Annotated in this window: 19 protein-coding genes; 5 read left to right on the top strand and 14 right to left on the bottom strand. The window is 62.6% G+C overall.

All coding sequences use genetic code 11. From position 1 onward, the window contains the following. Positions 1 to 246 (top strand): DUF1127 domain-containing protein, encoded by a 246-nt coding sequence (locus tag X743_RS163670; RefSeq protein WP_023764175.1) that lies wholly within the window; start codon positions 1 to 3, stop codon positions 244 to 246. Between the two features lie 6 nt (positions 247 to 252). On the opposite strand, the gene X743_RS163665 is transcribed toward X743_RS163670, so the two are convergent. The 7 genes from X743_RS163665 to purC all read right to left on the bottom strand — a co-directional run bounded on the left by X743_RS163665 (position 253) and on the right by purC (position 4,042). Continuing rightward, positions 253 to 894: a Pr6Pr family membrane protein gene (locus X743_RS163665; protein WP_023764176.1), complete on the bottom strand. Its 642-nt coding sequence runs from the start codon at positions 892 to 894 to the stop codon at positions 253 to 255. A 2-nt stretch (positions 895 to 896) separates the two neighbouring features. Beyond that, positions 897 to 1,304 carry a hypothetical protein gene (locus X743_RS163660; protein WP_023764177.1) on the bottom strand — a complete coding sequence of 136 codons (408 nt, stop codon included), beginning with the start codon at positions 1,302 to 1,304 and terminating at the stop codon, positions 897 to 899. Continuing rightward, positions 1,301 to 1,966 carry a glutathione S-transferase family protein gene (locus X743_RS163655; RefSeq protein WP_023764178.1) on the bottom strand — a complete coding sequence of 222 codons (666 nt, stop codon included), beginning with the start codon at positions 1,964 to 1,966 and terminating at the stop codon, positions 1,301 to 1,303. Before X743_RS163655 ends, X743_RS163660 begins: the two co-directional genes overlap by 4 nt. Before the next feature lie 70 nt (positions 1,967 to 2,036). Next, positions 2,037 to 2,705, bottom strand: a complete 669-nt coding sequence (purQ, locus tag X743_RS163650; protein WP_023764179.1) for a phosphoribosylformylglycinamidine synthase subunit PurQ — start codon at positions 2,703 to 2,705, stop codon at positions 2,037 to 2,039. Continuing rightward, positions 2,702 to 2,956: a hypothetical protein gene (locus tag X743_RS163645; protein WP_023764180.1), complete on the bottom strand. Its 255-nt coding sequence runs from the start codon at positions 2,954 to 2,956 to the stop codon at positions 2,702 to 2,704. Before X743_RS163645 ends, purQ begins: the two co-directional genes overlap by 4 nt. A gap of 19 nt (positions 2,957 to 2,975) precedes the next feature. Next, positions 2,976 to 3,218 carry a phosphoribosylformylglycinamidine synthase subunit PurS gene (gene purS, locus X743_RS163640; RefSeq protein ID WP_013895864.1) on the bottom strand — a complete coding sequence of 81 codons (243 nt, stop codon included), beginning with the start codon at positions 3,216 to 3,218 and terminating at the stop codon, positions 2,976 to 2,978. A 29-nt stretch (positions 3,219 to 3,247) separates the two neighbouring features. After that, positions 3,248 to 4,042, bottom strand: a complete 795-nt coding sequence (purC, locus tag X743_RS163635) for a phosphoribosylaminoimidazolesuccinocarboxamide synthase (protein ID WP_013532127.1) — start codon at positions 4,040 to 4,042, stop codon at positions 3,248 to 3,250. Between the two features lie 276 nt (positions 4,043 to 4,318). Here purC and X743_RS163630 point away from each other — a divergent pair, with 276 nt between their 5' ends. Together X743_RS163630 and X743_RS163625 are read left to right on the top strand one after the other, a co-directional pair. Beyond that, positions 4,319 to 4,639 (top strand): DUF1476 domain-containing protein, encoded by a 321-nt coding sequence (locus X743_RS163630; protein WP_013895863.1) that lies wholly within the window; start codon positions 4,319 to 4,321, stop codon positions 4,637 to 4,639. A gap of 165 nt (positions 4,640 to 4,804) precedes the next feature. Next, the gene (locus X743_RS163625) at positions 4,805 to 5,578 is read left to right on the top strand and encodes an HpcH/HpaI aldolase/citrate lyase family protein (RefSeq protein ID WP_023764181.1); all 774 of its coding nucleotides are present in this window, start codon (positions 4,805 to 4,807) and stop codon (positions 5,576 to 5,578) included. A 31-nt stretch (positions 5,579 to 5,609) separates the two neighbouring features. Here the strand turns inward: X743_RS163625 and X743_RS163620 are convergent, their stop codons facing one another. Continuing rightward, a complete protein-coding gene (locus tag X743_RS163620; protein WP_198028413.1) occupies positions 5,610 to 5,789 on the bottom strand; it encodes a hypothetical protein in 180 nt (59 codons plus the stop codon). Between the two features lie 143 nt (positions 5,790 to 5,932). After that, positions 5,933 to 6,481 carry an alpha/beta hydrolase gene (locus tag X743_RS163615; protein ID WP_023764183.1) on the bottom strand — a complete coding sequence of 183 codons (549 nt, stop codon included), beginning with the start codon at positions 6,479 to 6,481 and terminating at the stop codon, positions 5,933 to 5,935. Between the two features lie 239 nt (positions 6,482 to 6,720). On the opposite strand from X743_RS163615, the gene X743_RS163610 reads away from it, so the two are divergent. Further along, positions 6,721 to 7,533 (top strand): VOC family protein, encoded by an 813-nt coding sequence (locus X743_RS163610; RefSeq protein ID WP_023764184.1) that lies wholly within the window; start codon positions 6,721 to 6,723, stop codon positions 7,531 to 7,533. A gap of 195 nt (positions 7,534 to 7,728) precedes the next feature. On the opposite strand, the gene purB is transcribed toward X743_RS163610, so the two are convergent. The 3 genes from purB to X743_RS163595 are packed head-to-tail and all read right to left on the bottom strand — an operon-like array spanning position 7,729 to position 10,330. Then, positions 7,729 to 9,036: an adenylosuccinate lyase gene (gene purB, locus X743_RS163605; RefSeq protein WP_023764185.1), complete on the bottom strand. Its 1,308-nt coding sequence runs from the start codon at positions 9,034 to 9,036 to the stop codon at positions 7,729 to 7,731. Between the two features lie 59 nt (positions 9,037 to 9,095). After that, positions 9,096 to 9,608, bottom strand: a complete 513-nt coding sequence (locus X743_RS163600) for a hypothetical protein (protein WP_023764186.1) — start codon at positions 9,606 to 9,608, stop codon at positions 9,096 to 9,098. Then, on the bottom strand, positions 9,605 to 10,330 hold the full coding sequence (locus tag X743_RS163595) for a DUF2259 domain-containing protein (protein ID WP_023764187.1): 726 nt from the start codon (positions 10,328 to 10,330) through the stop codon (positions 9,605 to 9,607). The genes X743_RS163600 and X743_RS163595 overlap by 4 nt, the downstream gene beginning before the upstream one ends. 133 nt (positions 10,331 to 10,463) lie before the next feature. Here X743_RS163595 and X743_RS163590 point away from each other — a divergent pair, with 133 nt between their 5' ends. After that, on the top strand, positions 10,464 to 10,718 hold the full coding sequence (locus X743_RS163590; RefSeq protein WP_013895855.1) for a DUF2171 domain-containing protein: 255 nt from the start codon (positions 10,464 to 10,466) through the stop codon (positions 10,716 to 10,718). A gap of 9 nt (positions 10,719 to 10,727) precedes the next feature. Here X743_RS163590 and X743_RS163585 read toward each other — a convergent pair whose 3' ends face one another. Together X743_RS163585 and X743_RS163580 are read right to left on the bottom strand one after the other, a co-directional pair. Beyond that, the gene (locus X743_RS163585; protein ID WP_023764188.1) at positions 10,728 to 11,753 is read right to left on the bottom strand and encodes a P1 family peptidase; all 1,026 of its coding nucleotides are present in this window, start codon (positions 11,751 to 11,753) and stop codon (positions 10,728 to 10,730) included. A 16-nt stretch (positions 11,754 to 11,769) separates the two neighbouring features. Beyond that, on the bottom strand, positions 11,770 to 12,837 hold the full coding sequence (locus X743_RS163580) for an ABC transporter substrate-binding protein (protein WP_023764189.1): 1,068 nt from the start codon (positions 12,835 to 12,837) through the stop codon (positions 11,770 to 11,772). Positions 12,838 to 12,954 lie beyond the last annotated feature (117 nt).

Genomic DNA, 12,954 nt, shown 5'->3' on the forward strand with positions numbered 1-12,954 from the left:
ATGGATACAATCGCGACAATACGTCATTCGAGAACCGAGGGCCAGATTATGCGCCCGCCCGCCCAGCGCGGCTTCGTCAGCCGTCTGGCGCGGCTGGCCAGGTCGCTGGCGAGGTGGATCGACTATCTGCTGGATCGCCGGCGCAGCCGACTGGCATTGCTGGAAATGACCGACGATCAGCTCAAGGACATCGGCATCTCCCGCTGCGACGCCCATCGCGAGGGCATCAGGCCGATCTGGGAATAGACCTGCCTAGCGGACGGTTTTGGTCTGCAGGCGGGCAATGCCCTGGTCTGCCAGGACGGCGACGACGCATATCGCCAGGAACAGCCCGGTGATGGCCAACGACGCCATGGCGACGCTGCCCGAGCCGTTCTTGGCGACATCGAGGAACGGATAGGGCACCTCGCCGGCGAGCGGCGCCCGCGCCAGCGCATAAATCAGATAGACGATAGGATAGAGCACCCACCAGGAGATGTCGCTCCAACGCGTCCTGCCGTCGGCGCCCGACATCAGCCACCACAGCACGAACAGCACCGGTGTCACATAGTGCAGCAGGATATCGCAGAGCAGGAACAGGCCCTGCGGCTGCCAGAGGCGTGCCAGCACCGTGGCATAGATGATCAAGACCAGGGCGATCGAAACCGCGACACCCGCACGCATCCGTGGCCCGGCGAAGGCAGGCAGCCATGCGTAGCCGGTGGGCGACAGCAGCGAGGCGTGCACCAGCACCGCGCCGATGTTGGTCAGGATGGTGAAGAAGCTTAGATAGAAGACGACCGAGCCGAGCAGGCCACGGCCAGCCTCCATCGACGCCGGAACGGTGATGCAGAACTGCAGGACAAGTCCGGCCAGACCGATGATCAGACCGGCGACCTGCAGAAAGCGACCCACGGTCAGGTGGTCGCCGCGCAGGCTGGATTGCCTGTCTGCCAGCGGGCGATGTCCGAACCGATGCGCGCGCCGAGCGGATCGTTCATCAGCGGTCCGAAGACGTCGACGCGGCTCGAATTGCCTTGCGCCTGCACGACCAGCAAGGGCTTGCCGCCATAATGCTTGGCCGGCACCAAAAGGAAACGCGGCGTGCCGCTGAACGAATTCAGTTCATTGGCCATCTGATATTGCTTGAAGGCCGGATCCTTGCTGGCGATCCAGCATTTGTGAGCTGCTATCGCCACTTGCTCCATGGCCAGCAACGCGGCACTCTTGCCGGAAGGAACAGGCGTGCTCTTGGGGCTCGATTGGCACGATGCCAAGGCAAAGCCTGCCGCCGCAACCAGGGCGATCGTCCTGTTTTTGATCAAGCGGCACCCATCTCGAGTTCGGACAAAAAGAGCTCCAGGCCATCGGTCATCTCGCCCCATACCCGCGACAACGCTGGGTGCTGCAGCGCGATCTGCTCATAAGCATCGAATTTGGGATAGGCGTCGAGCAGGTTGTTGCGGCCTGTCATGGCGCGGAAATTGTTGAAGATGAACCGCGTTGGGGTCAGCCAGGCATCGGCGAAGCTGATGTCGTTGCCGAGCGCGAAGGGGCCTTGCGCCATGCGCGCCTCGATCGCCGCCAGCCCATGGTGCAGGCGGGCGAATTGGGCGTCGATCTCGGCATTGTCGCGCTTCGGCACGGAATGCAGTTTGAAGAGCTTCATCATCGGCGTCAGCACGTCGAGATCGGTGATGCGCGCGAACATGCGCACCAATGCGCGGTCCTTGGAATCGGGTGGCAGCAGCGCCGGCTCAGGAAAGCGCTCCTCGAGATATTCGGCGATGACGACCGATTCGACGATCGTTTCACCCGAGCCGGTGATCAGCACCGGTATCCGGTTCATCGGCGAGATGGCGCGAAATCCTTCAGGGATCGGAAAACCCGGCGGCGGCGCGATGATCTTGATCGGTACGTCCTTGACGTAGGCGAGCGCCCGCACGATCGACGAGTAGGGCGACAACGGCCGCGAATAGAGTTTCATGACCGTCTCTCTCCCCAGAGCAATGGACTTGATGTCCTTGTAAACTTTAGCGCATTCTCGGCTGAAATCGTCAAGCGGCGATGCCGAGCGCGCTCTCGAACAGCGCACGGCCGTCGCTGCCGCCATGGGCGGCTTCGATCAGGTTTTCAGGATGCGGCATCAGGCCGAGCACATTGCCCCGGTCGTTGACGATGCCCGCGATGTCGTTGATGGAGCCGTTGGGGTTGGTGCACTCGGCATAACGGAACACGACTTGTCCTTCGCCTTCCAGGCGCGCAAGTGTGCCGGCATCGGCAAAATAATTGCCGTCATGATGCGCCACCGGCGAGCGGATGATCTGGCCCGGTTTGTAGCGGCTGGTGAACATGGTGTTGGCATTGGTGATTTCGAGTTTCACCTGCCGGCAGACGAATTTCAGCGAGGTGTTGCGCATCAAGGCGCCGGGCAGCAGGCCGGCCTCGACTAGGATCTGGAAACCGTTGCAGACGCCGATGACCGTCACGCCCTTGGCCGCCTTTTCGGCGACCGCCCGCATAACTGGCATGCGCGCCGCGATCGCGCCGCAACGCAGATAGTCGCCGAACGAGAAGCCGCCGGGGATGGCGATCAGGTCGACATCGGGGATTTCAGTATCGGTCTGCCAGACCGTAACCGGCGGTTTTCCCGAAATCTTGGTCAGCGCCGCGATCATGTCGCGGTCGCGGTTGAGGCCGGGAAGGAGGACGACGGCTGATTTCATTTCGGTTCGTAAGGCCTTTGTGCTTCGGCGAGTTCGCGCAACTCGAGGCGCTGCTCAATCCGTTCGAGACGTTGATCGATGCGACCTGTTATCGCGTAGATATTGTTAATGTCCGTTTGCGTGCTCAACGCCTGCAGCCTGATCGCGACAATCTCGTGCTTGACTTCGCCTAGGCCATTCTCAAGTCGATCCATTCGTGAATGGACTTTCTTCAGAAGCTCGTACATCAGTTCATTCGTGACTTCAGGCATCCGTGCCTCCGGCACAACCTTAGGTAAGCGTCACACTATAATTCTCAATCACCGTGTTCGCCAGCAGCTTGTCGCACATGGCTTTCAGGTCTGCCTCGGCCTTGGCCTTGTCGCTTTCCGCCAGCTCGACGTCGAACACCTTGCCTTGCCGCACCGCGCCGACGCCATCAAAGCCCAGTCCGGACAGTGCATGTTCGATCGCCTTGCCTTGTGGGTCGAGCACGCCATTCTTGAGGGTAACGGTTATGCGGGCCTTGATCACGCTGGACATGCTCCTGTTCGAACTCTTGGTTAGTGCGGCTTGCCTTTGAGGCCGTCGGTCGAGGCGACAAGCACCGGGCCGGTGGGGCGCGGCGGCTCGTTCTCGTTCATGATGCCGAGGCGGCGGGCGACTTCCTGGTAGGCTTCGACCAGGCCGCCCATGTCGCGGCGGAAACGGTCCTTGTCGAGCTTGTCCTGCGTCGCCACGTCCCACAGGCGGCAGGAGTCCGGCGAAATCTCATCGGCGACGACGATGCGCATCATGTCGCCCTCGAACAGGCGCCCGCATTCGATCTTGAAGTCGACGAGCTGGATGCCGACACCCATGAACAGGCCGGAGAGGAAGTCGTTGACACGGATGGCCAGCGCCATCACGTCGTCGATCTCCTGCGGGCTTGCCCAGCCGAACGCCGTGATGTGCTCTTCCGACACCATCGGGTCGTCGAGCGCATCGGCCTTGTAATAGAATTCGATGATCGAGCGCGGCAGAACCGTGCCTTCCTCGATGCCGAGGCGCTTGGACAACGAGCCGGCGGCGACATTGCGCACCACCACTTCCAGCGGAATGATCTCGACTTCCTTGATCAGCTGCTCGCGCATGTTGAGCCGGCGGATGAAGTGGGTCGGAATGCCCATGCGGTTCAGGTGATTGAAGATATATTCGGAAATGCGGTTGTTGAGCACGCCCTTGCCGTCGATGACCTCGTGCTTCTTCTTGTTGAACGCGGTTGCATCGTCCTTGAAGAACTGGATCAGCGTGCCCGGCTCGGGTCCTTCATAGAGGATTTTGGCCTTGCCTTCATAAATGCGGCGGCGATTTTTCATCTGAATTTTTCTCTGGATTTGCGGGCAGGCGGCAAGCGACCAGTTCCTGTCCGTCTGCCTAAATTAGTATGGCGACGGTTGGGTTCAATGCCGGGTCTATCCCAATCACATCGTTTGCTCAATCCGCAAATCCTTCCAATCAACCGCTTTCGGGACCGAAATGCCGCAGCGCAGCATGCGACGAAGCGTATTGACCGGCCCGCGACCTTTTGGTTTGTGCTTTGGCAACACACATATCCTTTTGCAAACGAATCGCATTTGACCCGGAGGGACGCCATGAGCAGCATGAAAGACCGCGAAGAGGGCTTCGAACGCAAATTCGCATTCGACGAGGAGCTTCGGTTCAAGGCCTCGGCCCGCCGCAACAAGGCGCTCGGCCTTTGGGCCGCCGAAAAGCTCGGAAAATCGGGCGCTGACGCCGATGTCTACGCCAAGGAAGTGGTGGTTTCCGATATCGAGGAAGCCGGCGACCACGACGTGTTCCGCAAGATCCGCAAGGATTTCGATGCCGCTGGCGTCGACCAGTCCGACCATCAGATCCGCCGCACCATGGACGAGTTGATGGCGCAAGCGATCGAGCAGATCAAGAACACCTGATCCGGCCGAATCTGGTTTTCGCAAAAGTGTCCCACGGTTTTGCGACGGAGCCTGCGACAAAAAGAATAACTGGACCAATCGACCGCCCGGTCCAGCCGGGCGGTTTTTCTTTGCCTTTGCCATGGTTTCCGGCTGAAACTGAGATCGTTAACAAGGAAAGTGTCCATGTCCCTGAAGTCCCGTCTCGCCGCCGATGAAACGCTGGTTACCGCATGGTCGGGCGTGCCCGACGCACTGACCGTCGAGATCCTCGCCAAGCAGGGCTTCGATGCCGTGACGCTGGACATGCAGCATGGCGGCCATCACGAGGACAGCGTCCTGCGCGGTCTGATGCCGGTGCTTGCCGCGAACAAACCCGCGCTGGTGCGCATACCGGTCGGCCGTTTCGATATGGCGAGCCGTGCGCTCGATTTCGGCGCCGAGGCGGTCATCGCCCCGATGGTGAACTCGGTGGCCGACGCAAGGCTGTTCGCCGCAGCGATGAAATATCCGCCGCTCGGCGAGCGTTCGTGGGGTCCGACCTACGCCTTTCCACGCCATGGCAAGGGCGACCAAGCCGAATGGCTGCGCGACACCAATCAACGCACCATGGCCTTCGCCATGGTGGAGACGCGCGCCGCGCTCGACGCGCTCGACGGCATTCTCGACACGCCGGGCATCGACGGCATTTTCCTCGGGCCGTCGGATTTCTCGATCGCCTGGACCAACGGCGCTACGGTCAGTTCCACGCTGGAGAGCATGATGGAGACGGTAGCTTCGGTTGCCGAGCGCACCCGCAAGGCCGGCAAGCACGCGGCTATCTATGTCGTCGAACCGGCAATAGCCGGTCGTGTCGTGTCGATGGGTTATCGCCTGCTCGCCACGGGCTCGGAGCATGCGCTGATTTCGCTGGGCGCAAAGACCCTGCTCAAGAGCATCAAGGATTCGATCGGATCCTGAACCCGACCCGGCTGCCGCAAGCGTCGCGTGGTCAGGCCTTGGCTGCCGCTGGCGCCGCTGCGGAGGGTCTGCTGCGTCTGACCTTGTCGAACAGGGCGCCGAGCGCTTGAACCCAGCGGTTGTTGAAGGCCATCAGCGGCAAGGCCACGAGAATCGAACCTGCTATGGCGGCAGCGGCGGCGAATGCGGCCGAACCGCTGGCCAGCACCACGCCCTCCGCCAATGGCGCGAAAGCACGCAAACAATGCCCATTCAGAACAACGAGTGCGGCGACTCCTCTCAACAAATTCGAGTGAAGCATCCTGGCGCGATGGCCTGCCGAGCAGCTTCGTGCTCAGGTTTTGACAGTATATATTAAAGGTCCGTCAGGAACTTGGCGAAGGTCATGGAACCTTCAGGCCAAGGGCCGAAGCCCGAATCCTCGCTGAGATGCCCGGTCTCGCCGGCGTCGATGAACAGCGAGCCCCAGGCGCCGGCAATGTCCTCGGCGACATCGAAGGCGCAGAACGGGTCGTTACGGCTGGCGATCACGATCGAAGGAAAAGGCAGCGGTTCGCGCGGGTAGGGACCGAAGGTCATCAGGTGCCTTGGCTTGATCTTTGGATTGGCGACATCGGGCGGCGCCACGAAAAAGGCCCCGGCGACCCGCTTCTGGAACCGCGGAATGGCTTGCACCGCCGCGGCGACCCCCAGCGAATGGGCGACGATGACAACCGCCCTCTCAGCCTCGTTGACCGCTTTGGCCACGCTCGCCGTCCAGTCCTCGCGCACCGGCTTTGACCATTCCGCCTGCTCGACCCTCCGCGCCGTCGACAATTTCGATTGCCAGCGGGTCTGCCAATGCTCGGGCCCGGAATTGGTGTAGCCCGGAACGATCAGAATATCTGCGTCTTTGACTTTCATGGCGCTGAGATAGCGAGAGCGCTTATCTCATGCAACCGCTGATGGGCGCCCCTCGTAATGGTGAACACGATGTTCGCTTTTCGCTGTCTTGTGTGAACGATCGCGATCGACGATTTGTCGTTGGGAAAGAAACAGCCGTGAAGGACCGGAGTTTGGCGCTGACACGACGTAGGATGATCGGCGGCGCAGGGCTCTTGGCTTTTGGAGTTCCGCGGAGCGTAGCCGCAACGGAGACAATGATGAGCGAACTGCCATTTGCTGCCACCACGCCGGTGAGCGTAGCCCGCGTCGGGCTGAAGGCGCGCGATGCCGAAGGCCTCGCAGCCTATTACCGCAGGGTCGTCGGCCTGCAGGAGTTGAGCCGTGCCGATGGCGCGATCACGCTCGGCGCCGGCAGCCGTCCGTTGCTGGTCATCGAACCGGATGCTTCCGCCAAGCCGGACGATCCGCGCAGCGCCGGCCTGTTTCATACGGCTTTCCTGCTGCCCAGCCGCGCCGATCTCGGCCGCTGGATCAACCATGCCATATCGGACAAGATCGCCATCGAAGGTGCTTCCGACCATCTGGTCAGCGAAGCGTTGTACCTGACTGATCCCGAAGGCAACGGCATCGAGATCTATGCCGACCGCCGTCCGCAGGACTGGAAATGGAATGGCGACAAGATCGCCATGGCGACCGAACGGCTGAACATTCCTTCCGTCGTCGCCGAAGTGCCGGCCGGCGATGCCGGCTGGCAAGGCGCGCCGGAAAACAGCATTGTCGGCCACGTTCACCTGCGCGTCGGCAGGCCGGAAGAAGCCGAAGCCTGGTGGAACCAGGAATTCGGCTTCGACACGATGGCCAGATATGGCGGCCAGGCGGTGTTTCTGTCGTCCGGCGGCTACCACCACCACATCGGCGCCAATGCCTGGCAGAGCTCCGGTGCGGGTCGTCGCGACGCGTCGCGATCGGGTCTCGCCTGGGTCGAGATGCGCTCGGACAATGTGAGCAGTGAAACGACCCGTGAGGACCCTTGGGGCACGATGATCAGGACCGTGCCTGGCAAGGCTTGATTTGACGTCGGCGCAGCTTCTTTCTCCCCGTCACTATACGGGGAGAAATGCCCGGTAGGGCAATGAGGGGCGGCGCCGAGGTTGGGAGGTTATCGTTTCTGTACAAAGCGATGGGTAGCTTTAACCGCCAAAGTCCGCGCCGCCCCTCATCCGCCCGTCGGGCACCTTCTCCCCGTAAACGGGGAGAAGGAAAGCTCAAGCCTCGCCGAACACCCGTCTGAAAATCGTGTCGACATGCTTGGTGTGGTAGCCCAGGTCGAATTTCTCGCGGATCTCCGCCTCCGGGAGCGCTGCGGTCACTTCCTTGTCGGACAAAAGTTCTTCAAGAAAATCAGCGCCTTGTTCCCACACTTTCATGGCGTTGCGCTGCACCAGCCGGTAGGAATCCTCGCGTGACAGGCCGGCCTGCGTCAACGCCAGCATGACGCGCTGGGAATGCACAAGACCGCGGAACTTGTTCATGTTCTTCAACATGTTCTCGGGATAGACGACCAGCTTGTCGACGACGCTGGTCAGCCGCGACAGCGCGAAGTCGAGCGTCACCGTGGCATCCGGACCGATCATCCGCTCGACCGAGGAATGCGAGATGTCGCGCTCGTGCCAGAGCGCCACATTCTCCATCGCCGGCAATGCCATGGAGCGCACCATGCGGGCGAGGCCGGTAAGGTTTTCCGTCAGCACCGGGTTGCGCTTGTGCGGCATGGCCGACGAGCCTTTCTGGCCGGGCGAGAAAAACTCTTCCGCTTCCAGCACTTCGGTACGCTGCAGATGCCGCACCTCGATCGCCAGCCGCTCGATCGACGAGGCGATGACGCCGAGCGTGGCGAAGAACATGGCGTGGCGGTCACGCGGGATCACCTGCGTCGACACCGGCTCCGGCTTCAGCCCGAGTTTTGCCGCCACATGCTCCTCGACATAGGGTTCGATGTTGGCGAAGGTGCCGACCGCACCCGAAATGGCGCAGGTGGCGATATCCTCCCGCGCATGCACCAGCCGCTCGCGGCAGCGCGAGAATTCGGCATAGGCCTGCGCCAGCTTGATGCCGAAGGTCGTCGGCTCGGCATGGATGCCGTGGCTGCGGCCGATGGTGACGGTGTCCTTATGCTCGAAGGCACGGCGCTTGAGCGCCGCGAGCAGCCCGTCGATGTCGGCGAGCAGAATGTCGCTGGCGCGGGTCAACTGCACGGCAAAACAGGTGTCGAGAACATCGGAAGACGTCATGCCCTGGTGGATGAAGCGGGCGTCCGGCCCGACGAATTCGGCGAGATGGGTCAGGAACGCGATGACGTCATGCTTGGTGACTCGCTCGATCTCGTCGATCTTCTCGACGTCGAATTTCGCGGCACCGCCTCTTTCCCAGATGGTTTTCGCGGCCTCTTTCGGAATGACGCCGAGTTCGGCCAGCGCATCGCAGGCATGGGCCTCGATTTCGAACCAGATGCGGAACCGGGTTTCGGGCGACCAGATGGCGACCATTTCCGGCCGGGAATAGCGTGGGATCATCGGTCAGTCCTGACATATAGAGAGGTTTGCCCGCGTCCTAACAGAGGCGGACAAAATGCTCAACGCCGCTGCCGCGCAAACCAGACGCTCGCGGCGAACAAGGCGATGAAACCGAGCGGAAAGTAAAGCCGGATGCCCAGCACCACGAACTGGTAGAACGCGATCAAGGTCGTGAAGATGAGCTGGAGAGCCCAGGTGTGGGTGAGGGCGGGCGCATGCCACTCGGCATAGTAGGAGCGGTATTGCAGGGCATAGAGCCCGCCGGTCAAGCCGATCGTCGCGGCGGCGAGGCAAACGAACGCTGCCGCGAAGGCAACTTCCCCGCGCCTTCCGAGAGACAGCAGCTGCGCCGCAAACAGGCCAAACGGAAAGGCGAGGGTTCCACCCATCGCAAAGAGCAGCGACACGGTTCGTATCTTCTCCGGCGTCTCCCAATCGTCCAGCAGCAGATTGAGAAGCGCGCTGCCGCCCATCACCACGGCCCACACCAAGGCGCCGAGAAACGCCGTCCGCCACCCCGGCAAGGCGCGGCGGACATAGTTCGGGCCGGGGCTGGCGGCGTGCGGTGTCACAGGCGGCCCGTCACGGCAATCCAGCGATAGTCCGGCCCCTCGAAACCGTATTGGCGCACCGCGATCACCACCGCATAGGCGCTGAGGCTGTCCATCGAGAACGTCTGGACCGCACCGATGCTGTAGCCGTTCGGGCAGCCGCGGCTTTTGGGAATCGACTTGTCCTCGTGCAGCAGCTTGGTGGTGCCGCCGTCTCGCGCCTCGACCCGCAGCAACCGAAAGCCGTTGATCTCGCCCTGGCTCTCGCAGCCTTCGGTGTTGTTCATGCCCAGCTCGTCCAGCCGGAATTCGAGCGGCTGGTCGACCGGTGAGAAGATCGGGCGTGGGTTGACCACCATGCGGTGCGGATCGGCCGAAAGTTCGGTCACCGAATTGAAACCGGCGGTGATGCCGCGGTTGGCGCTCAACTCGGCCTGGCTGACAATGGCCTCGCCCTTCTGCCGGGCTTGCAGGCGCGCTGCCTCGATCGTGGCGGTCTCGTCGTCCAGACGCACACGGATCGGCGTTCCCTTGAGAAAGCTGTCATCATTGGTGTCGATGTAGTAGCGGTTGGCGTAGGGAAAACCCGACCCATCCTGGACGCCATATTCCTCGAAAGCGAACACGCCGCCGTCCTTGGTGAATCCCAGGATTTCGAGCTCGGCGACATCGCCGGCACGGGCCACGATCGGCGTCGTGACCTGTGCTGACAGGCAAACGGCAAACAGCAAAAGGATCCGCATCGTCTTTCACCCCCGGTGTTCGTGATCGTCTAGTCCCTAGCATGATGGAATCAAAACGTCGTGCTGCCTGAAAGCCGATGCATCCAATCGGTCGGTCGTTTGTTATTGTCGGCAATCCCAATGGAGAACCACCATGACCGACACCAGCAAAATTCGTGAGCACATGGAAGTCGTTGGCGCCGATGGCGTACATATCGGCACCGTCGACAAGGTCGACGGCCAGCGCATCAAGCTGACCAAGGCCGACAGCGGCGAGGGTGCTCACAAGGGCCATCACCATTACGTCCCTCTGGCCTTGGTTGCCGAAGTCGACGGCAAGAAGGTTTGGCTGTCGGCGAATTCCGATGTCGCGGTGACCTTCGAGGAAGAAAGATCCGATCGTGTGTGATCGACCGGTTCAGCCCGGGCGCGACGACCAGACCGGGAAAAGATCGTTTTCGGCAGGCGTTGCGGCGAATACGCCGCGGCTGATGGCGCGCGCCATGGTGGCGCCGGCAGCGGCATAGAGGTCGATTGCCGCGTCGGCTTCGAGCCGGACACCGCTCTTGCCGGTCGCCAGCGCGAACACCAGGTCGCCATCGGCTGGCGTGTGCGTCGGCCAGATGGCGCGCACGAAGCCGTCATGCGCCGATATCGCCAGGCGCTTTGCAGCAGCCTTGGTCAGAACCGCGTCGGTGGCGATGACGGCGATGGTCGTGTTGCCACCGGTCTCCATCTGCCTCCCGGCATGCTGGTCGCGGTATTTCAGCAAAATCCTCTTTGCATCGTCCGGCATTGGCGAGGGATAGCCGAGCCCGCCGAATTCGTCGTCGATTTCGAAAGGTGCCGCCCAGAAATGGCGCGTGCGGCCAACGGTCACCGAGCCGGTCGGGTTGACGGCAGCCAGCGCACCGATGGTGACGCCATTGTCCAACAGCGTCGAGGCCGAACCCAGGCCGCCCTTCAGCCCCGCGGTCAGCGCGCCGGTGCCGGCGCCGGCCGTACCGAGCTGGAAATCCATTGCCGCGGTTTGCGCTGCCTCATAGCCGAGGTCGCGGTAGGGCGGATAACGGCCCCAGTCCTTGTCGCCGCCATTGCGCAGGTCGAACAGGATCGCCGCCGGCACGATCGGCACGCGAAAGCCGCCCACCTCGAAGCCGATACCGCGCTCGCGCAATGCTGCCTGCACACCGGACGCCGCGTCGAGGCCGAAAGCCGAACCGCCCGACAGCACCACGGCATGCACCGCCTCGACCGAATTATGCGGTTCGAGCAAGTCCGTCTCGCGAGTACCCGGCGCGCCGCCCAGGATCTGCACGCCGGCGATCGCCGGCTCGTCGCAAAGGACGGTCGTTACGCCGGACTTCAACAGGGCGTCGGTCGCATTGCCGACGCGCAGGCCGGCAACATCGGTGATCAGGTTGCGCGGGCCGGTCCGGAACATCAGTTGCTTTCCAACATCAGTTGCCTTCCAGGGGCACGAAGCGCGTGCCGTCGAAGCGGAACACGCGATAGGGGCTCTGACTGAGGTCGCCCTTGGCGTCGAAGCGGATCGGCCCGATCGCCGTGGTGAAATCATGCCCGGGCAGCACCTCGGTCAGCGGCGTGCCCGAGGATAATGCCGATGCCGCCTTGGCGATTTCGATCGCCGCATAGGCCGGCAGCGTGTAGCCGTCCGGCACGATCTTTTGCGCGGCGAAGCTTTCCAGCACCTTGGGATCGGCGACATCGGCCCATTCGGGCGGCGCGATCATCAGCGTGCCCATCGCATAGGGTACCTCGCCGGGCGGCGTGCGCAGGTTTTCACCGCCGGCAAAGACGATGCCCGCCTGGAGCTGTGCGGCATCGCGGCCCATGATGGCGATGTCGTCGCCATCGCCGCCGGCAAAGACGTGCGTGGCGCCGGCCTTCTTCAGCCGGCCGATCAGGCCGATCTGGTTGTCGAGCTGCGGCCGGAATGTGTCGACGAAGACGGGTTTCAGCGCCGCTTGCTCCGCCGCGGCGCGAAACGTCTCGGCCATTTCGCGGCCATAGATGGTGCCGTCGTCGATGATGGCGAACAGCTCGTTCTGCCATAGGCGGGTGAGGCTGGAGGCAACGGCGTTGCGCTCATCGTCGCCGCGCGGCCCCAGGCGATAGACCGGCCAACCGGTCTTGGCGCGGCGGTCGGTCAGGCTTTCGGTTCGCGCGCCAACGGTGATCACGGGAATGTTGGCGTCCTTCAGGATCGGCATCGCCGCCTCGATCGCATCGGTGCAAAGGAAGCCGACGACGATATTGACCTTGGCCGCCACGAAGTCCCTGGCCGCAGCCGCGCCGCCATCGGCGGTACAGGCGTCATCCACGGTCTTGAGTTCGACACCGTTTGCTTCCGCCGCGAGCCCGGCACCGGCCTCGACCTGCTTGCCGAGAATGGCCGATGGTCCCGACAGGGGTGCGGCAACGCCGATCGTGAGCGTCTGGGCGTTGGCGGCGCCGGCCAGCAGCAGCCAGGCCAGCGCGGCCGATATCGTTGCCCGGGATCGCATCCTGCCGAAGTGTTCCTCCAAGCCCGCGACATCGCGCAGGCACCAGTTCCCGCCAAGACCTAAAGGCTGCCCGGCCTCGGTGCAACACGCGAATTTGGCGAGATGGGCCAAGCACTT

Origin of the sequence: Mesorhizobium sp. LNHC232B00 (genome assembly GCF_000502435.1) — a bacterium.
GTDB lineage: Bacteria > Pseudomonadota > Alphaproteobacteria > Rhizobiales > Rhizobiaceae > Mesorhizobium > Mesorhizobium opportunistum.